Below are 18,844 nucleotides of genomic sequence, written 5' to 3' on the forward strand. Positions count from 1 at the left end.
CGGGCGGCTGCGGCGGCGTCGCGGGGTCCACGGCCCCATCCCACCGCACCCGGCCGCTCCCGGGTGACCGGGCCGACGGGCGAGAGCGCCGGGGCCGCACCGACGGCGCCGCGCACGGCGACCTGCGCACCGGACGCCGCCCGCACCCGGCCGGGGCGTCACCGCAGGTCAGCGCCCCGCCGCCCGCGCGACGCCCGCGGTGCGCAGGTCGCCGTGCGCGCCACCGCACCCCTCACCCGCCCCCCGCGGACGGTGGCGGGCTCAGGGGCGGTGGGCGAACCCCACGGCCTCGGCGACGGAGGCGAAGCCCCGCTCGGCGAGCAGGGCGACGAGCTCGTCGACGACCCGGCCCGGCGTCGTCGGGTCGGCGAAGACGGCGGTGCCCACCTGCACGGCGGAGGCCCCCGCCAGCACCATCTGCAGCGCGTCGACCCCGCTCGCGACCCCGCCCGTCCCGACGACCGGCGCCTCCGGGAGGAGACCGGCGAGCATCGCCGCGCGCAGCTGCCAGACGCAGCGGACGGCGACCGGCCGGATCGCCGGCCCCGACAGCCCGCCCGTGGTGACGGCGAGCCGCGGGCGCATGGTGCGCACGTCGACGTCCACGCCGAGGAGCGTGTTGATCGCGGTGAGGCCGCTCGCCCCCGCCTCGAGGCAGGCGCGGGCGATCGCCACGAGGTCGGTGACGTCGGGCGAGAGCTTGGCGAGCAGCACGACGTCGTCGCCGACCGCGGCGCGCACGGCTCCCAGCACCGCGGCGCTGCTGCCCGGGTCGCAGGCGAAGACGAGGCCGCGGTTCGCGACGTTCGGGCAGGAGATGTTGACCTCGAGCGCGGCCACCCCCGGCGCGCCGACGACGCGGCGGGCCACCTCGGCGAACTCCTCCGGGTCCCCGCCCGCCACGGACACGACGGCGGTGGCGCCGCGCTCGGCGAGCCACGGGAGGTCGTGCTCGACGAGCGCGTCGACGCCCCCGCCCTGGAGGCCGATCGAGTTGAGCATCCCCGCCGGCGTCTCGGCCATGCGCGGGGTCGGGCGGCCCGAGCGCGGGCTGAGCATCACCGACTTCGTGACGACGGCGCCCAATGCGGCGACGTCGGTGAAGGCGTCGAGCTCGCGGCCCGCGGCGGCGCAGCCGGACGCCGTCATGACGGGCGAGCGCAGGCGCGTCCCCGCCAGGTCCACCGCGAGGTCGACGGCGGACTTCGCAGGCCGCGGAGCGGCGGGCGCGCTCACGGCCGACCGCCCACGACGCCGGGCTGCACCGCGTCGCCGCCGGCGGGCGGCGCCAGTGGCGACGACGATGCGGGAGCGCCGACGGCGTCCTCGGGCACGCGGGCCCCCACGCCCGCGGGGCGCTGCGGCGCGGGCGCTCCGATGGCGTCCCACCGCAGCCGCTCCCCCGCGAAGACGGGGCCCTCGGTGCAGGCGCGGACCATCCGGGTGCGCCCGTCGTCGCCGACGACCGGCAGGACGCAGGTCATGCACACCCCGATCCCGCAGGCCATGGACTCCTCCGTGGCCAGCTGGGTGGTCGCCCCCGCGGCGGACGCGACCTCGTGGACGGCCCGGAGCATCGCCATGGGGCCGCACGCCAGCACGTGCCGCGCTCCCCCGCCGTGCCCCGCGCTCTCCTCGGGCCCCGCGCTTCCGTCGGGCCCCGCGCTCCCGTCCGGCCCGGCGAGGAGGTCGGGCAGCAGGTCGGTCACGCGCCCCCGCGCGCCCGCCGAGCCGTCCTCGGTCGCGACGTGGACCCGGTCCACGGGAGCGTCCGCACCCCCGGGGACCCCGTCGGCACCGCCGGCGGTGCTCGGCGTGTCGTGGCCCAGCAGCCGCCGCGCGTCGCCCGCCCCGACGACGAGGTCGACGGCGCTGCCGCGGGCCCGCAGCGCGGCGCCGAGCCACGCCAGGGGCGCGGCCCCGTACCCGCCGCCGACGAGGACGACGCCCTCGCCGGCCGGCGGCAGCGCGAAGGGCCGGCCGAGGGGGGCCAGCACGGGCAGGACGTCGCCGGCTCGCAGGCCGGCGATCCGCGCGGTCCCGGGGCCGGCGGCGGCGACGACGAGGACGAGCTCGCCCGCCTCCGCGTCGGCCGACGAGATCGAGAAAGAGCGGCGCAGGAGCATGCCCGAGTCGCCCGTCGAGCACGCCGCGAACTGCCCCGGGCGCGCCGCGGCGGCGCTGCGCGGGGCCGCGAGCACGAGGCGCGTGTACGCCCCGACCGGCTCGGCCGAGCGCACGACCGCGCGCTCGGCCACGGCGCCGGGAGGCGCGACGGCCTCGTCGTCGACGACCTCGGCCCCCGCCTCCACGCCGTCCACGGCGACTGCCCCCGGGCCGTCCAGCGGGCCGGCGGCCGTCACGGCACGGCCGGTGACGCCGGCGCGCCGCCCCACACGGCGTGGAGCGCCGCCGCGTGCTCCTGCAGGCTCGTCACCCGCACCTCGGCGTGACGGGCCGCGTCGATGCCCTGCACGGCCGCCGAGAGCTGCTGCACCGTCGTGATGATCGGCTTGTCCATCGCCGTCGTCGCCGCGCGGATCTCGTACCCGTCGGCGCGCGCGGCCGTGCCCGACGGCGTGTTGACGACGACGTCGACCTCGCCGGCGAGGATGCGCTGGACGACCGTCGGCTCGCCCGGCCCGCCGTCGCCCGCGGGGCCCGGGCCGGCGCTGTGCTTGCGCACGAGCGTGCTGGGGATCCCGTTGCGCGCCAGCACCTCCGCGGTGCCCGAGGTGGCGAGGACCTCGAAGCCGAGGTCGACGAGACGCTTGACCGGCAGGACGAGCGCGCGCTTGTCGCGGTCGGCCACCGACACGAAGACCCGTCCGCTGCTGGGCAGCCCGCCGTAGGCGGCCGTCTGCGACTTCGAGAAGGCGGCCGGGAAGTCGACGTCGATGCCCATGACCTCGCCGGTGGAGCGCATCTCGGGGCCGAGGAGGGAGTCGACGACGTCGCCCGCCGGCGTGCGGAAGCGCTTGAAGGGCAGCACCGCCTCCTTGACGGCGACCGGCGCGCCGAGGGGCAGGGCGCCGCCGTCGCCGTGCGCCGGCAGGAGGCCCTCGGCCCGCAGCTCGGCGACGGTCGCGCCGAGCATGACGCGGGCGCAGGCCTTCGAGAGCTGCACGCCGGTCGCCTTGGCGACGAAGGGCACGGTGCGGCTGGCCCGCGGGTTCGCCTCGAGGACGTGGAGGACGTCGCCCGCCAGGGCGAACTGCACGTTGAGCAGGCCCCGCACGCCGACGCCGCGGGCGATGGCCTCGGTGCAGCGCCGCACCCGCTCGAGCTCGGCGCGCCCGAGCGTCGCGGGCGGCAGGACGCACGCCGAGTCGCCCGAGTGCACCCCGGCCTCCTCGATGTGCTCCATGACGCCGCCGAGGTACATCTCCTCGCCGTCGAAGAGCGCGTCGACGTCGATCTCGATGGCGTCCTCGAGGAAGCGGTCCACGAGCAGCGGGTGGTCGGGGCTGACGACGACGCCGGTGCGCCGGGCGCGCTCGACGTAGCCGGCGAGCGTCGCCTCGTCGTAGACGATCTCCATGCCGCGGCCGCCGAGCACGAAGGACGGCCGGACGAGCACGGGGTAGCCGATGTCGGCGGCGACGGCGACGGCCTCCTCGGCCGAGGCGGCCGTGCCCCACCGCGGCGAGGAGAGGCCGGCCTGGGCGAGCACCCGGCCGAAGGCGCCGCGGTCCTCCGCGAGGTCGATGGCGGCCGGGGAGGTCCCGACGATCGGCACGCCGGCCGCCTCGAGGCCCCGGGCGAGCCCCAGCGGCGTCTGCCCGCCCAGCTGGACGACGACGCCCACGACCTCGCCGCTGCGCTGCTCGGCGGCGACGACCTCGAGCACGTCCTCGAGCGTCAGCGGCTCGAAGTACAGGCGGTCGGAGGTGTCGTAGTCGGTCGAGACGGTCTCGGGGTTGCAGTTGACCATCACCGTCTCGTACCCGGCGTCCCGCAGCGCGAAGGCCGCGTGGACGCACGAGTAGTCGAACTCGACGCCCTGGCCGATGCGGTTGGGGCCCGAGCCGAGGATGAGCACCTTGCGGCGTCCGCTGGCGACGACCTCGTCCTCCTCGTCGTAGGAGGAGTAGTGGTACGGCGTCGTCGCGGCGAACTCCGCCGCGCACGTGTCCACCGTCTTGTAGACGGGGCGGACGCCCAGGGCGTGGCGGACGCCGCGGACGACGTCCTCGGGCAGCGAGCGCAGCGAGCCCACCTGCGCGTCGGAGAAGCCCGACCGCTTGGCGCGGCGCAGCAGGTCGACCGACAGCTCGGGGGCGGCGGCCAGCTCGGCCGCGACCTCCTCGACGCCCGCCATCTCCTCGAGGAACCACGGGTCGATCCCCGTCGCCTCGTGCAGGGCCTCGACGTCGACGCCCGCGCGCAGCGCCTGCTGGACGGCGACGATGCGCCCGTCGGTCGGCACGGCCACCTCGGCCATGAGCGAGTCGAGCTCCTCCGGGCCGGCCGGGGCGCCCTCCCAGTGGAAGGTCGAGCCCCGCTTCTCCAGCGACCGCAGCGCCTTCTGCAGCGCCTCGGGGAAGCTGCGGCCGATCGCCATGGCCTCGCCGACGCTCTTCATCGTCGTCGTCAGCGACGCGTCCGCGGCCGGGAACTTCTCGAAGGCGAAGCGGGGCACCTTGACGACGACGTAGTCCAGCGTCGGCTCGAAGCTCGCCGGCGTCTTCGCCGTGATGTCGTTGGGGATCTCGTCGAGGGTGTACCCGATCGCCAGGCGCGCGGCGATCTTGGCGATGGGGAAGCCGGTCGCCTTCGACGCCAGCGCCGAGGAGCGCGACACGCGCGGGTTCATCTCGATGACGACCATGCGCCCGTCGCGCGGGTCGACGGCGAACTGGATGTTGCAGCCGCCGGTGTCGACGCCGACCTCGCGGATGACGGCGATGGCGACGTCGCGCATCCGCTGGTACTCGCGGTCGGTGAGCGTCATCGCGGGCGCCACGGTGATCGAGTCGCCCGTGTGCACGCCCATGGGGTCGAGGTTCTCGATGGAGCACACGACGACGACGTTGTCCTTCGCGTCGCGCATGAGCTCGAGCTCGTACTCCTTCCACCCGAGGATCGACTCCTCGAGCAGCACCGAGCTCGTCGGGCTCGCCCGCAGCCCGGCGCCGGCGAAGCGCTCGAGCTCCTCGGCGTCGTTGGCGAAGCCCGAGCCGAGGCCGCCCATGGTGAAGGACGGGCGCACGACGACGGGGTAGCCGAGGTCGGCGGCCGCGGCCTTCGCCTCCTCCAGGGTGTGCGCCATGGCGCTGCGGGCGCTCTCGGCGCCGCAGCGCGCCACGATCTCCTTGAAGACCTGGCGGTCCTCCCCCGCGCGGATCGCGTCGACGTCGGCGCCGATGAGCTCGACGCCGTAGCGCTCGAGCACGCCGGCGTCGTGGAGGGAGATCGCCGTGTTGAGCGCCGTCTGGCCGCCGAGGGTGGCGAGGACGGCGTCCGGGCGCTCCTTCGCGATGATCGCCTCGACGAACTCCGGGGTGATCGGCTCGACGTAGGTCGCGTCGGCGAACTCCGGGTCGGTCATGATCGTCGCCGGGTTGGAGTTCACGAGGACGACGCGCAGCCCCTCCTCCCGCAGGACGCGGCAGGCCTGGGTGCCCGAGTAGTCGAACTCGCAGGCCTGCCCGATGACGATCGGGCCGGAGCCGATGACGAGGACGGACCGGAGGTCGTCGCGGCGGGGCATCAGTCGGTCTCCTCGGCGGTGGCCCTGCTGGGGCTGGCGGGGCTGGGCGTGTCGGGCGTGCGGTCGGGCGCGGCCATGAGGTCGCAGAACCGGTCGAACAGGTAGCCGGCGTCGTGCGGGCCGGCCGCGGCCTCGGGGTGGTACTGGACGCTGAAGGCCGGCGCGTCGAGGCACCGCAACCCCTCGACGACCCGGTCGTTGAGGCACCAGTGGCTCACCTCGGCGGCGCCGTAGGGCGTGTCGAAGGGCTCTCCGATGGGCGCGTCGACGGCGAAGCCGTGGTTGTGGGCGGTGATCTCGACCGACCCGGTGGCCGTGTCCATCACCGGCTGGTTCACGCCGCGGTGGCCGTAGACGAGCTTGTACGTGCCGAGCCCGAGGGCCCGCCCGAGCAGCTGGTTGCCGTAGCAGATGCCGAAGAAGGGCAGCCGGCGCGACAGGACGTCGCGCAGGACGCCGACCTCGTGCTCGGCCGCCGCCGGGTCCCCGGGGCCGTTGGAGTAGAAGACGCCGTGCGGGGAGAGCGCGAGCACCTGCTCCGTCGTCGCCGTCGCGGGGAGCACGTGGACGCGGACGCCCCGCTGCGCGAGGTGCCAGGGGGTGCGGGACTTGATGCCGAGGTCGAGCGCGACCACGGTCATGGGCCGCCCGTCGACGCCCCGGCGCGGCTCGCCGACGGCCTCGACGACGTACGGCTCCGGGGTCGTCACCTCGCCCGCGAGGTCCGCGCCCGCCATGACGGGCGCGTCGAGGACGCGCACGAGGAGCTCGGAGGGCTCCAGGCGCCGGCCGGTGGTCGGCTCGCGCAGCGCGTCGCCGGAGAAGACGCCGGCGCGCATCGCCCCGCGCTCGCGCAGGTGCCGGGTGAGGGCGCGCGTGTCGACGCCGCTGATGCCGACGACGCCCTGGTCGGCCAGCTCGTCCTCGAGCACCCGCAGGCTGCGCCAGCTCGAGGGTCGGCGGGCGGGGTCGCGGACGACGAAGCCCGACACCCAGATGCGCCGGCTCTCGACGTCCTCGTCGTTGACGCCCGTGTTGCCGATGTGCGGCGCCGTCATGACCACGACCTGCCGGTGGTACGAGGGGTCGGTCAGGGTCTCCTGGTAGCCCGTCATGGCCGTGCAGAAGACGGCCTCCCCCACCGTCGTGCCGCGGGCGCCGTAGGCGCGCCCGGTGAAGGACCGGCCGTCCTCCAGCACCAGCACGGCCTCCTCGGCCGCGCCGCCGCCGCTCGTCCGCGTCAGCGGCTCCGCTCCCGTGCTCGTCACCGGTCGCCTCCCTCTCGCTCGTCCACGCCGTCCTGCCCGTCCACGTGCTGCTCGTGCTGCGCGCCCTCGTCCTGCGGGCCCTCGACCGGGGGGCTCTCGTCGTCCTCCTGCGGCCGTGGCCCGTCGCGCCCGGCCGCCGTCCCCGGGAGCACCGCGGCCAGCGCGGCGACCAGGGCGTCGGCGTCCGCGTCCCGGCGCAGCCGCAGGCCCGTGTCGACCTCGAGGTCCTCCCCCGGTCCGAGGAGCCAGGTGAGGACGACGAGCCCCTCGCGGTCGACGTACTTGCCGGCCATGCCCCGCTCGCGGCGCACCCGCAGCAGGCGGTCCGCCGGCAGCCACAGGACGTCCTCGCCCTCGCGGGCCACGGACACCCCGGCGGCGAAGACGCCGACCTCGCAGGCGCTGCGCCGGCCGAGGCCGTGGGCGACGACGCGGTCGAGCCAGTCGCCGGCGGTCGTCGTGCTCACGTACACGCCCTCGCGGGGCTCGAGCACCACCGCGCCGGGGTCCTGCGGCGCCGGCGGCGGGGCCGGCAGGTCGCGCTGACGGCGCGAGCGCCGCCGCCACCCCCACCACATGAGGGCCCACAGGACGGGGATCGCCACCAGCACGAGCAGCCCGGCCTGCTCCTCGCTCACGCGCGGACCGCCGGGGCGTCCGCCGGGCTCACGACGCCCCCGGAGCGCCGGCGGGCTCGTCGCCGACGAGCGCGCCGTCGAGGACGACCGGTCGGCCGCGCAGCACGGTCGCGACGACGCGGCCGGGCAGCTCCATGCCGCGGTAGGGGCTGTTGCGGCCCTGCGTCGCGTGCTGCTCCGGGGTCACGGGGCGGCGCGCGGCGGGGTCGACGAGCACGAGGTGCGCGGGCTCGCCCTCCGCCAGCGGCCGGCCGTGGTCCTCGAGGCGGCCGATGCGGGCGGGGGCGCTCGACAGGACGCGGGCCACGTCGGCCCAGCCGAGGAGCCCGGTCTCGACGAGGGCCTCCTGCACGACCGAGAGGGCGGTCTCGAGCCCCGTCATGCCCATGGCGGCGGCCGCCCACTCGCAGTCCTTGTCCTCCACCGGGTGCGGCGCGTGGTCGGTGGCGACGACGTCGACCGTGCCGTCGGCGACCGCCTCGCGCAGGGCCTCGACGTCGGCGCGCGTGCGCAGCGGCGGGTTGACCTTGTAGACGGGGTCGTAGCCGCGGACGAGCTCGTCGGTGAGCAGCAGGTGGTGGGGCGTCACCTCGGCGGTGACGTCGACGCCGCGGGCCTTGGCCCAGCGCAGGATCTCGACGGACCCCGCCGTGGAGACGTGGCAGACGTGCAGGCGCGACCCGACGTGGTCGGCGAGGAGCACGTCGCGGGCGATGACGGCCTCCTCCGCCACGGCGGGCCAGCCCCGCAGGCCGAGGACCGAGGAGACGACGCCCTCGTGCATCTGGGCGCCCTCGGTGAGGCGCGGGTCCTGGGCGTGCTGGGCCACGACGCCGTCGACCGAGCGCACGTACTCCAGCGCCCGGCGCATGAGCACGGGGTCGTGCACGCACCTCCCGTCGTCGCTGAAGACGCGCACGCGGGCGGCCGAGGTCGCCATCGCGCCGAGCTCGGCGAGCCGCTCCCCCGCGAGCCCGACGGTGACCGCCCCGACGGGGCGGACGTCGACGAGGCCCACCTCGCGGCCCAGGCGCCACACCTGCTCGACGACCCCGGCGGTGTCGGCGACCGGGTCGGTGTTCGCCATGGCGTGGACGGCCGTGAAGCCGCCGAGGGCCGCGGCCCGCGAGCCGGTGCGGACCGTCTCGGCGTCCTCGCGCCCGGGCTCGCGCAGGTGCGTGTGGAGGTCGACGAGGCCGGGGAGCGCCACGAGGCCGGCGGCCTCGACGACGCGCGCGCCGTCCGGGGCCTCGAGCGACCCGCCGGGGCCGGTGCGCGCCACGCGACCGCCCGCGAGCAGCAGGTCGGTCTCCTCGCCGCCGAGCAGCCGCGCCCGGCGGACGAGCACCGGCGGGACGGCGCCGTCCCCGGCGGCTCCGGTCGGCGCGGGGGTGTCGGTCGTGCTCATGCGGCGTCCTCTCCGGCGAGCAGCAGGTACAGGGCGGCCATGCGCACGGCGACGCCGTTGGCGACCTGCTCGACGATCGTCGAGCGCGGGCTGTCGGCGGCCTCCGCGGAGATCTCGAGCCCGCGGTTCATCGGGCCGGGGTGCATGACGAGCGCGTGGTCGGGCAGGAGGCGCAGGCGGCGGCCGTCGAGGCCGAAGCGCCGCGTGTACTCCTGCGCCGAGGGGAAGAACCCGCCCCCGCCCATCCGCTCGCGCTGCACGCGCAGGACCATGACGGCGTCCACGTCGGGCAGCACGGCGTCGAGGTCCCAGCTCGTGCGGCACGGCCACGTGCCGACGCCGACCGGCAGGAGCGTCGGCGGGGCGACGAGCACGACGTCGGCGCCGAGCGTCTCGAGCAGCAGGACGTTCGAGCGGGCGACGCGGCTGTGGAGCACGTCGCCGACGACGGCGACCCGCGCGCCCTCGAGCACTCGGGCCGGGTCGCCGCCGGCCCGCTCGGCCAGCCGGCGCCGCAGCGTGAAGGCGTCGAGCAGCGCCTGCGTGGGGTGCTCGTGCGTGCCGTCGCCGGCGTTGAGGACGCCGACGCCCGACCAGCCGGCGTGCGCCAGCCGGTGCGCGGCGCCGGAGGCGCTGTGCCGCAGCACGACCGCGTCGGCGCCCATCGCCTGCAGCGTGAGCGCCGTGTCCTTGAGCGACTCGCCCTTGGAGACGCTCGAGCCCTTGGCGGAGAAGGTGATGACGTCGGCCGACAGCCGCTTGGCCGCCGCCTCGAAGGAGATGCGGGTGCGGGTCGAGTCCTCGAAGAAGAGGTTGACCACGGTGCGCCCGCGCAGGGTCGGCAGCTTCTTGATCTCGCGCGCCTGGGTGGCGGCCATCTCCTCGGCGACGTCGAGCAGCTCGAGCGCGTCCTCGCGCGAGAGGTCGGCCGCCGACAGCAGGTGCCTCACCGCGCCCCCTCCTCGTCCGCCGCACCCGGAGCCTGCTCGCGGGCGGGCTCAGGGGCCGGCTCGGGGGCGTCGTCGGGGCCGCTGATGAGCACGGCGTCGCGCCCGTCGACCTCCTCGAGCATCACCCGCACGCTCTCCTCCGCCGCCGTCGGCAGGTTCTTGCCGACGTGGTCGGCGCGGATCGGCAGCTGGCGGTGGCCCCGGTCGACGAGGACGGCCAGGCGCACCGCACGGGGGCGGCCGAGGTCGGAGAGGGCGTCGAGCGCAGCCCGCACCGTCCGCCCGGAGAAGAGGACGTCGTCGACGAGGACGACGACGCAGTCGTCGACGCCGCCGGGCGGCAGGCTCGTGCGCCCCAGCGCGCGGACGGGGTTCCGGCGCAGGTCGTCGCGGTGCATGGTCACGTCGAGGGAGCCGACGAGCTGCTCGAGGGGCCCGGCCCCGGGCTCGGCGGCCACGAGGCGCTCGGCCACGCGGCGGGCGAGGTGGGTGCCGCGGGTGGGGATGCCGAGGAGGACGAGGTCGTCGGCCCCCCGGTTGCGCTCGAGGACCTCGTGGGCGATGCGGGTGAGGACCCTGCTGATCTCCGGGGCCTCGAGCACCGGGCGCGCGGACGCCATGGCGGCGACTCCTTCCCCGCCTCTCGGGACGGAGGTTGAAGGACGTCGGTCGCCCGGAACCTAGCAGCCGGCGCCCCACCCCCCGGACCGCCCGCCCGGCAGGCGGACGCCCGTCGTCGCGGGCCACCGACCGGTGGACGCCGTGGACCCAACGGGTGGCGGCGCTTGACGGTCCAGTGACGCTGAGTGACGATCTAGCCCGGTCGGCACGACGCGGGACGACCTCGCGCCGGTGCCCGGCCCACCAGGAGGGGTGCAGTGGCATCGGAGTACGCGAAGGTGCTCGGGAACCGGCTGCGGTCGGTCCGGACGCGCCAGGGACTGTCGCTGCAGGGCGTCGAGGCCAAGTCGCAGGGTCACTGGAAGGCCGTCGTCGTCGGCTCGTACGAGCGCGGCGACCGGGCCGTCACCGTGCAGCGGCTCGCCGAGCTGGCGGAGTTCTACGACGTGCCCGTCACGGCGCTGCTGCCGGAGACGACGCCCGGGGAGACGGCCCTGCCGCCGCCCCGGCTCGTGCTCGACCTGGAGGCGCTGCGCCGCGTCCCCACCGAGCAGTCCGGCCCGCTGCTGCGCTACCTCGCGGACATCCGCGAGGCGCGCGGGGACGAGCAGTCCGACGAGATGCCGATCCGGGTCGACGACCTGCGCTCGCTCGCGGTGATCTTCGACCTGCCGCCCTCGGCCCTCACCGAGCGGCTGATCGGCTGGGACGTCCTCAGCGAGGAGGCCCGGCGGGCCGTGGCCCTGCCGGACGTCTGAGCCTGTCTCCCACAGGCGCACCCGGACGCACGAGAGCCGCACCACCGACTCGGGTGGTGCGGCTCTCGTGCGTCCGGGGCGTCGGGTGCGTCCGGGGCGTCCACGGTCGGCGATCGCGAGGGAGCTCCGTGACCCGCTCCGCCTGCCGCGGCACGAGCGTCCGGAGCCGCGGCGCGCCGGACACCAGGGCACGAGCGTCCGGGGCGCCGGGGCGGAGGGGCACGTCAGGCCGGCGCCCCGACCCGAGCGGCAACCGACCCGGGCGCGCCGAAGCCAGTGCCCGGAGCCGCGGCGAGCCGGACGCGGACCGGCCACCCCGGACCAGGCGACGGACCCGGCCCGACGCGGACCGTCAGGCCGTGAGGGCCGGCTTCATCTCCAGCAGGCGCCCCAGCACCCCGTTGACGAAGCCCGGCGAGTCGTCGGTCGACAGCGCCCGCGCGAGCTCGACGGCCTCGTCGACGGCCACGGGGCCCGGCACGTCGCCCCACAGCAGCTCGGCGGCGCCGAGGCGCAGGACGGCGCGGTCGACGTCCGGCATCCGCTCGACCGTCCAGCCCTGCGAGTAGGTCGCCAGCAGCTCGTCGACGCGCGCGAGGTGGGTGACGACGAGCTCGACGAGCTCGACGGCGTACTCGGGCATCGGCGGAGCGCCCGGGTCCGAGGGGTTGGTCGACGCCAGCCGCTGCGAGAGCAGCTCGAGGGGCGGCAGGCCGCGCTGCTCGGCCTCGTAGAGGACGTCGAGGGCCCGCTTGCGGGCCTTGCTGCGGGCGGCCACGTCAGCTGACGCGACCGAGGTAGTCGCCCGTGCGGGTGTCGACCTTGACCTTGGTGCCGCTCTCGAGGAACAGCGGAACGGCGATCTGGTAGCCGGTCTCGACCGTCGCCGGCTTCGTGCCGCCGGTGGAGCGGTCGCCCTGCAGGCCGGGCTCGGTGTAGGTGACCTCGAGGACGACCGAGGTGGGCAGCTCGACGTAGAGCGGCTCGCCCTCGTGCATCGCCACCTGCGCGGTGGCGCCCTCGAGGAGGAAGTTGGCGGCGTCACCGACAGTGGCCTCGGGCACCATCAGCTGGTCGAAGGTCTCGGGGTCCATCCACACGAAGTCGGCGCCGTCGCGGTACAGGTACTGCATGTCGCGGCGGTCGACGGTGGCCGTCTCCACCTTGGCGCCGGCGTTGAAGGTGCGGTCGACGACCTTCCCCGAGAGCACGTTCTTCATCTTCGTGCGGACGAAGGCGCCGCCCTTGCCGGGCTTGACGTGCTGGAACTCCACGACGGACCACAGCTGTCCGTCGATCTTCAGCACGGTGCCGTTCTTGAGGTCGTTCGTCGAGGCCACGGGAGTCCGTCCGTCGGGTGCGGGTGGTCGTGCCCGGCCGCGGCGACGGCGCGCGCCCCGAGGGGTGCGCCGGCCGCCGTCGAGCGCGACGGGGCGCGCGGTCGTCCGGGGCGGTGGGGCCAGGCTACCGCCGTCCGCGGCCCCCTCCGGCGCGCGCCGTCCGGCCCCCCGCCGCCGGGGCTCCTCGCCGGGGCGCTCAGCCGGTGAGGGCCGTGAGCTCCAGGGCGATGCCGTCGGGGTCGCGGAACTCCAGGATGGAGTAGCCGCCGACGTCCTTGACGGGCTCGTGGGCCACGCCCAGGCGGTCGAGCACCTCGGCGGCGGCGTCGAGCTCCGAGCGCTGGGCGACGGTCAAGGAGACGTGGTCCAGACCGACGCGGTCCTCGTCGAAGCGGTCGCCGCCCGGCGCCACGGGGCGCAGGCCGAAGAGGCCGCCCCCGAAGGCGTAGATGACCCCGCCGAAGAGGAAGCCGAGCTGCTCGCGGGTGGCCTCGTCGGCGTCCTCCGGCACCTCGAAGGCCACGTCCCAGCCGAAGACGGCGTCGTAGAAGGCGCGGGAGCGGGCGATGTCGGTCACGGTGACGCGCACGTGGGCGTACCCGGTGGGCGACACGCGCCCCAGGTGCTCGGTCGGCGTGGGCGAGCGGTCGGCGGTGGGAGGCATGACCGGACCGTCGCACGGGCGTGGCTCCGGGGCACCCGGGAGCCCGGCCGCGACGGGGCCGCCGGGCTCAGTCGCGGCTGATGCTCGCGTAGGCGGCGGCGAGCAGCTGGGGGTCGGGTCCCTCGAGGCGGGTCGGACGGGCGACGTCGTCGAGGACGACGAACCGCAGGAGGTCCCCGCGCGTCTTCTTGTCGCGGCCCATCGCCTGCAGCAGCTGGGGCCAGCGGTCGCCGCGGTAGGTCAGCGGCAGCCCGAGGGAGCCGAGGACCGAGCGGTGGCGCTCGACGACGGCCTCGTCGAGCCGCCCCGCCAGGGCGGCGAGCTCGGCGGCGAACACCATGCCGACGCTGACGGCGGCGCCGTGGCGCCAGGCGAAGCGCTCGACGAGCTCGATGGCGTGGCCCAGCGTGTGGCCGTAGTTGAGGACCTCGCGGTCGCCGAGGTCGCGCAGGTCGCGGCCCACGACGTCGGCCTTGACGGCGACCGCGCGCTCGACGAGCTCGCGCACCACGGTCGAGGACGGGTCCCGGACCGCCTGCGGGTCGGCCTCGATCCGCTCGAGGATCACGGGGTCGGCGATGAAGCCGGTCTTGACCACCTCGGCCATGCCGGCGAGCAGGTCGTGCACGGGCAGGCTCTCGAGGACGGCCAGGTCGCAGAGCACGCCCGCGGGCGGGTGGAAGGCGCCCACGAGGTTCTTGCCCTCGGCCGTGTTGATGCCCGTCTTCCCGCCGACCGCGGCGTCGACCATCGCGAGCAGCGTCGTCGGCACGTGCACGACCTTGACGCCCCGCAGCCACGTGGCGGCGACGAAGCCCGCGAGGTCGGTGACGGTGCCCCCGCCGACGGCCACGACCGCGTCGGTGCGCGTGAAGGACGCCTGCCCGAGCACGCCCCAGCAGAAGGCGGCGACCTGCGCCGACTTCGCGTCCTCGTCGTCGGGCACCTCGGCGACGAGGGCCTCGTACCCGGCGGCCCGCAGGTCCTCCTGCACCGCCTCGCCGGTGGTGCGCAGGGCCCGCGGGTGCACGACGAGGACCTTGCGCACGCCGTCGCCGAGCAGGCCCGGCAGCTCGCCGAGGAGACCGCGGCCCACGAGCACGTCGTAGGGCCGCTCCCCCGCCACGGTGATGCGGGTGGTCGCCCGGACGGTCGGCTCGCCGGCGGACGCGGGCGCTGCGGTGTCCTCGCTCACCGGGCGACCCTAGCCAGCCCCGCCTGGCCCACGGCGCCGTGGAGGAGGACGAAGCACGGCCTCGATCGGCTCGCGGCCCTCTGACCTGCGACGACGAGCCGTGATCGCAGCTTCGTCCTCCCCGTCGGCGGACCCGGTGGCTGTGGACGGCCGCTGCGGGTCCGGGCAGCGCCGGTCGACGCTGGCCGGGTGGACGACGTCGGCGCCCTGGCGGACGAGCTGGCGCGCCGCGGCGGCGTCGCGAGCCGCGCCGCCCTGCTCCGCTGCGCGAGCCGGGGGACGCTCGAGAGGGCGGCCGCCGGGGGCGAGGTCGTGCGGCTCGCACGCGGCGCGTGGGGCCTGGCGGGAGCGCCGCCCGCCGTGCTGGCGGCCGGTGCCGCACGCGGGGTCGCCTCGCACGCGAGCGCCGCCCAGCTCTGAATGGTCGAGCCCCTCCACCGCCCGACCCGGTGCAGCGTGACCGTGCCGCGGCACGCCCACCGCCGGTGCCCACCGGGGACGCGCCTGCACTACGCCGACCTGCGCGCCGACGAGGTCGACGGTCCGGTGACGGCACCGCTGCGGACGGTCCTGGACTGCTCGCGCTCGCTGCCCTTCCCCGAGGCGCTCGGCGTGGCGGACGGCTTCCTGCGGCGCGGCCTCGTGGACGCCGCCGACCTCCGGGGCGCGGCCGCCGCTCTCCGCGGGGCCGGGCGCGCCCGGATCATCGCCGTGGCGGACGCCGCCGACGCTCGCAGCGACAACCCGTTCGAGTCGGCGCTGCGCGCCACCGCCCTGGCCGCCGGGGCAGGCTCCTTCGTCCCCCAGGTGCCAGTGGTCCTGCCGCGCCTCGGCCTCGTCCGCCCGGACCTCCTCGACGAGGAGCGTCGCATCGCGCTCGAGGCGGACAGCTTCGCCTGGCACGGCTCACGAGCCGCGCTCGCGCGCGACTGCGAGCGGTACGACGCCCTCGTCGTCGCCGGCTTCGCGGTGCTGCGCTTCTCCTGGGAGCAGGTCGTCGGACGCCCGGAGGAGGTCGCCGCCCTGATCCGCGCCCTGGTCGACCACGTCGACGCACGACGTCCTCCGCCGCAGAGGAGGACGAAGCCCCTCCGGGTGCGACCGACGCGCTCCTGACCTGCGGTGGTTCCTGCGGCTCACGAGGTCTTCCTCCCCGGCGGCAGCCGCCGACGCCGTGGGAGCATCCCGGTGTCGTCCGACCCGACCCCGCGGAGGCCCTCGTGCGCGTGCTCGTCCTCAACGGCCCCAACCTGGGCCGGCTGGGCCTGCGCGAGCCCGCCGTCTACGGGTCGACGACCCACGCCGAGCTGGCGGAGGACCTGCGGGAGCTGGGCTCCTCCCTGGGGCTCGAGGTGGAGGTCCGGCAGACCGACGCCGAGCACGAGTTGCTCGGCTGGCTGCACGACGCGGCCGACGACGGCGTGCCGGTGGTGCTCAACCCGGCGGCGTGGAGCCACACCTCGGTGGCGCTGCGGGACGCCTGCGCGATGCTCACGGCGCCGCTCGTGGAGGTGCACCTGTCGAACATTCATGCGCGAGAGCCGTTCCGGCACCACAGCCACGTCAGCGCCGTCGCGACCGGCGTGGTGGCCGGGCTGGGCCCGGGCGGCTACCGGGCGGCGCTGCGCTGGCTCGCGGAGGCGACAGGCACGACGCCGCCTCCCGCTGCTGCTCCCGGCGCGGCAACAGCGCCCGGAGCCTCCCCCGACGGCCCCGCGGCGGACGAGTGATCGTCCTCGTCGGCTTCCTCGGCGCGGGCAAGACCACTGTGGGCCGCCTGCTCGCCGAGCGGCTCGACCTGCCGTTCCGGGACGCGGACGAGGTGGTCGTCGAGCGGGCCGGCCGCACGGTCGCCGAGGTCTTCGCGACCGACGGCGAGGCGGCCTTCCGCGCCCTCGAGCACGAGGTGGTGACGGACCTCCTGCGCGGCGACGACGCCGTGGTCTCCCTGGGCGGCGGCGCGGTCGAGCACCCCGGCACCGCGGCGGCCCTGCGCGGGCTGCCGACCACGCGGCCGGGGGCGCACGTCGTGCACCTGGAGGTCTCGCTGGCCGAGGCCCGGTCGCGGGTCGGCGACGACCGCGGTCGCCCGATGCTCGCCCGCCCCGACCTCGACGCCGTGCACGCCCGCCGCCTGCCGGGCTTCGCCGACGTGGCGACCGCCGAGGTCGCGACCGCGGGCCGGACGCCGGCCGAGGTGGCCGACGCCGTGACCACGGCGCTGGCGACGACCTCGACGTAGGACGAGCCGCTCGTCGCCCCCGTCAGCCCGCGACGGACACGACGAGGGCCAGAGCACCGGCCGTGACGGACACGGCGGCCGCTCGCGGGCGCCAGCCACCGGGAGCGGTGGCCGCGGCCGCCCCCACCAGCGCCACGACGGCCAGGGGCCCGACCCCGGGGAGCCGCTGCAGACCAGTGGTGAGGAGGGCCGTCGCGGCGTCCGGCCCGGCGGCGACGAGGGCGGCGGCCGCGGCGAGCAGCGCACCGACGAGGACGAGCGCCGCGAGCGCGACCGCCCGGCGGCCGCGTCGTGACGCGAGGGGCTCCGCGGTCCGCGGAGCGGGGACGGCGCGACCGCGGCGCGGGAGCGACGGCGCTCCGACGGCGTCGGTCGAGGCCGTCGGCGTGGCGACCGCGCCGCGCGGGAGCGGCACGCGCGGGGCGTCGGCGGGAGCCTCCGGCTCGACGGGGAGGTCGGCCGGGCGGTGGGCGAGGCGGTCGGCCACGTGCGCTCCCGTCGGGCAGGGGCGCGCCGGCGGCGCGCCTCCGCGGCGGTCATCGGCACGGCGGCCGTCGCCCTTGAGCCCGGACGTCGCCCCGCCGCCCGGAGCCACCCGGCCTCCGGCGCTCGAGGTCAGCCCCGGTCGGACGCGGCAGTCCCGTTCGGACGCAGCCCCGCCGTCGGACGCACTCCCCGGCAGGACCCAGCCGACCCGCTGGGGCGCAGCCGTCGCGGTCGGACGCGGCAGCCCGGGCGAGGGAGCCCCGGTGCCGGGCCGTGCCCTCAGGCGGACGCGACCTGCGAGCGGAGCTCCTCCGGCAGCGCGGCGAGGTAGGCCTCGACGTTGCGGCGGGTCTCGGCCACGGAGTCGCCGCCGAACTTCTCGACGAGCGCCTCGGCGAGCACGAGCGCCGTCATGGCCTCCGCGACGACGCCGGCGGCGGGGACGGCGCAGACGTCCGAGCGCTGGTGGTGCGCCCGCGCCGCCTCGCCCGTCGCGACGTCGACCGTCGAGAGGGCCCGCGGCACCGTGGCGATGGGCTTCATGGCGGCGCGGACGCGCAGCACCTCGCCGGTGCTCATGCCCCCCTCGGTGCCGCCGGCGCGACCCGTGGTGCGGCGCAGGCGCCCGTCGTCGCCCCGCTCGATCTCGTCGTGGGCGGCGGACCCGCGGCGGGCCGCGGTGCGGAAGCCGTCGCCGACCTCGACGCCCTTGATGGCCTGGATGCCCATGAGGGCGCCCGCGAGCCGCGAGTCGAGGCGGCGGTCCCAGTGCACGTGGCTGCCGAGGCCCGGCGGGACCCCGTAGGCGAGCACCTCGACGACGCCGCCGAGCGTGTCGCCGTCCTTGTGGGCGGCGTCGACCTCGGCGACCATCGCGGCCGAGCCGACCGGGTCGACGCTGCGCACCGGGTCGGCGTCCAGGGCGGCGACGTCGTCGGGTCCGGGCAGCGGGGCGTCGTCGGCCGAGCCGGCCGTGCCGATCGCCACGGTGTGGCTGACGAGCCGGACGCCGGCCGCCTGCTCGAGGAAGGCGGCGGCGACGGCGCCGAGCGCGACGCGCGCCGCGGTCTCGCGGGCGCTGGCGCGCTCGAGGACGGGACGCGCCTCGTCGAAGCCGTACTTCTGCATGCCGACGAGGTCGGCGTGGCCGGGGCGGGGTCGGGTCAGCGGCGCCCCGCGCTTCTGGGCGGCGAGCACGTCCTCGTCGACGGGGTCGGCAGCCATGACCGTCTCCCACTTGGGCCACTCGGTGTTGGCCACCTGGATGGCGACGGGGCCGCCCTGGGTGAGGCCGTGCCGGACGCCGCCGAGGAGCGTCACGGCGTCGGCCTCGAAGCTCATGCGCGCGCCACGGCCGTAGCCGAGGCGGCGGCGGGCGAGCGCGCCCTGCACGTCCGCCGTCGTCACGGCGACGCCCGCGGGCATCCCCTCGAGGACGCCGACGAGCGCCGGACCGTGGGACTCCCCTGCCGTCAGCCACCTCAGCACCGGGCGATCCTCGCACCGGCGCCGCGGGCCGGGCCCGGGGGTCCGCGGGCTGGGCGCCCCGGGCGGGGCCCGG

The 18,844-nt window shown here is 76.9% G+C and carries 18 protein-coding genes and 1 pseudogene; 5 read left to right on the top strand and 14 right to left on the bottom strand.

Annotated features, from left to right (window positions below):
* Positions 1-261: 261 nt before the first annotated feature.
* Genes Q0789_RS05590 through pyrR form a run of 8 tightly spaced genes read right to left on the bottom strand, consistent with a single transcriptional unit; the run spans position 262 to position 10,597 of the window.
* Positions 262-1,236 (bottom strand): dihydroorotate dehydrogenase, encoded by a 975-nt coding sequence (locus Q0789_RS05590; protein ID WP_298802963.1) that lies wholly within the window; start codon positions 1,234-1,236, stop codon positions 262-264.
* The gene (locus tag Q0789_RS05595; RefSeq protein WP_298802965.1) at positions 1,233-2,321 is read right to left on the bottom strand and encodes a hypothetical protein; all 1,089 of its coding nucleotides are present in this window, start codon (positions 2,319-2,321) and stop codon (positions 1,233-1,235) included. The genes Q0789_RS05590 and Q0789_RS05595 overlap by 4 nt, the downstream gene beginning before the upstream one ends.
* 38 nt (positions 2,322-2,359) lie before the next feature.
* The gene (carB, locus tag Q0789_RS05600; RefSeq protein ID WP_298802967.1) at positions 2,360-5,713 is read right to left on the bottom strand and encodes a carbamoyl-phosphate synthase large subunit; all 3,354 of its coding nucleotides are present in this window, start codon (positions 5,711-5,713) and stop codon (positions 2,360-2,362) included.
* Positions 5,713-6,981, bottom strand: coding sequence for a glutamine-hydrolyzing carbamoyl-phosphate synthase small subunit (gene carA, locus Q0789_RS05605; protein ID WP_298802969.1), 1,269 nt, complete (start codon positions 6,979-6,981; stop codon positions 5,713-5,715). The genes carB and carA overlap by 1 nt, the downstream gene beginning before the upstream one ends.
* A complete protein-coding gene (locus Q0789_RS05610; protein WP_298802971.1) occupies positions 6,978-7,619 on the bottom strand; it encodes a hypothetical protein in 642 nt (213 codons plus the stop codon). The genes carA and Q0789_RS05610 overlap by 4 nt, the downstream gene beginning before the upstream one ends.
* Positions 7,620-7,647: 28 nt before the next feature.
* Positions 7,648-9,027: a dihydroorotase gene (locus tag Q0789_RS05615; RefSeq protein ID WP_298802973.1), complete on the bottom strand. Its 1,380-nt coding sequence runs from the start codon at positions 9,025-9,027 to the stop codon at positions 7,648-7,650.
* Positions 9,024-9,977 (bottom strand): aspartate carbamoyltransferase catalytic subunit, encoded by a 954-nt coding sequence (locus Q0789_RS05620; RefSeq protein ID WP_298802975.1) that lies wholly within the window; start codon positions 9,975-9,977, stop codon positions 9,024-9,026. Before Q0789_RS05620 ends, Q0789_RS05615 begins: the two co-directional genes overlap by 4 nt.
* Complete coding sequence (gene pyrR / locus Q0789_RS05625) at positions 9,974-10,597, bottom strand: bifunctional pyr operon transcriptional regulator/uracil phosphoribosyltransferase PyrR (RefSeq protein WP_298802977.1); 624 nt, start codon at positions 10,595-10,597, stop codon at positions 9,974-9,976. Before pyrR ends, Q0789_RS05620 begins: the two co-directional genes overlap by 4 nt.
* Positions 10,598-10,855: 258 nt before the next feature.
* Between pyrR and Q0789_RS05630 the strand changes: the two genes are divergently transcribed.
* A complete protein-coding gene (locus Q0789_RS05630; protein ID WP_298802979.1) occupies positions 10,856-11,356 on the top strand; it encodes a transcriptional regulator in 501 nt (166 codons plus the stop codon).
* Between the two features lie 352 nt (positions 11,357-11,708).
* Here the strand turns inward: Q0789_RS05630 and nusB are convergent, their stop codons facing one another.
* From nusB to aroB, 4 genes are all read right to left on the bottom strand, one after another.
* Complete coding sequence (nusB, locus tag Q0789_RS05635; protein WP_298802981.1) at positions 11,709-12,134, bottom strand: transcription antitermination factor NusB; 426 nt, start codon at positions 12,132-12,134, stop codon at positions 11,709-11,711.
* Between the two features lies 1 nt (position 12,135).
* On the bottom strand, positions 12,136-12,696 hold the full coding sequence (efp, locus tag Q0789_RS05640) for an elongation factor P (protein ID WP_171202611.1): 561 nt from the start codon (positions 12,694-12,696) through the stop codon (positions 12,136-12,138).
* Positions 12,697-12,892: 196 nt separating this feature from the next.
* Positions 12,893-13,318, bottom strand: a complete 426-nt coding sequence (locus Q0789_RS05645; RefSeq protein ID WP_366917657.1) for a VOC family protein — start codon at positions 13,316-13,318, stop codon at positions 12,893-12,895.
* Between the two features lie 109 nt (positions 13,319-13,427).
* Positions 13,428-14,555, bottom strand: a complete 1,128-nt coding sequence (aroB, locus tag Q0789_RS05650) for a 3-dehydroquinate synthase (protein WP_298802991.1) — start codon at positions 14,553-14,555, stop codon at positions 13,428-13,430.
* Between the two features lie 189 nt (positions 14,556-14,744).
* Between aroB and Q0789_RS05655 the strand changes: the two genes are divergently transcribed.
* The 4 genes and pseudogenes from Q0789_RS05655 to Q0789_RS05670 all read left to right on the top strand — a co-directional run bounded on the left by Q0789_RS05655 (position 14,745) and on the right by Q0789_RS05670 (position 16,797).
* Positions 14,745-14,975, top strand: a complete 231-nt coding sequence (locus Q0789_RS05655; protein ID WP_298802993.1) for a hypothetical protein — start codon at positions 14,745-14,747, stop codon at positions 14,973-14,975.
* Between the two features lie 36 nt (positions 14,976-15,011).
* Positions 15,012-15,671 carry an endonuclease domain-containing protein gene (locus tag Q0789_RS05660; protein WP_298802995.1) on the top strand — a complete coding sequence of 220 codons (660 nt, stop codon included), beginning with the start codon at positions 15,012-15,014 and terminating at the stop codon, positions 15,669-15,671.
* 104 nt (positions 15,672-15,775) lie between these two features.
* Positions 15,776-16,192, top strand: a pseudogene (gene aroQ / locus Q0789_RS05665) (type II 3-dehydroquinate dehydratase); the annotation flags it as partial.
* Between the two features lie 89 nt (positions 16,193-16,281).
* Entirely contained in the window at positions 16,282-16,797 is a 516-nt protein-coding gene (locus Q0789_RS05670) for a shikimate kinase (RefSeq protein WP_298802999.1), read from the top strand.
* A gap of 22 nt (positions 16,798-16,819) precedes the next feature.
* On the opposite strand, the gene Q0789_RS05675 is transcribed toward Q0789_RS05670, so the two are convergent.
* Complete coding sequence (locus tag Q0789_RS05675; protein ID WP_298803001.1) at positions 16,820-17,284, bottom strand: hypothetical protein; 465 nt, start codon at positions 17,282-17,284, stop codon at positions 16,820-16,822.
* Between the two features lie 278 nt (positions 17,285-17,562).
* Entirely contained in the window at positions 17,563-18,771 is a 1,209-nt protein-coding gene (aroC, locus tag Q0789_RS05680; RefSeq protein ID WP_298803003.1) for a chorismate synthase, read from the bottom strand.
* Between the last annotated feature and the right edge of the window lie 73 nt (positions 18,772-18,844).

Source organism: uncultured Pseudokineococcus sp. (assembly GCF_947499845.1).
GTDB lineage: Bacteria > Actinomycetota > Actinomycetes > Actinomycetales > Quadrisphaeraceae > Pseudokineococcus.

Bases quoted from the DNA above. Each gene is read 5' to 3' on its own strand.
- carB (WP_298802967.1), bottom strand. From the start codon at position 5,713: ATGCCCCGCCGCGACGACCTCCGGTCCGTCCTCGTCATCGGCTCCGGC.
- Q0789_RS05615 (WP_298802973.1), bottom strand. From the start codon at position 9,027: ATGAGCACGACCGACACCCCCGCGCCGACCGGAGCCGCCGGGGACGGC.
- pyrR (WP_298802977.1), bottom strand. From the start codon at position 10,597: ATGGCGTCCGCGCGCCCGGTGCTCGAGGCCCCGGAGATCAGCAGGGTC.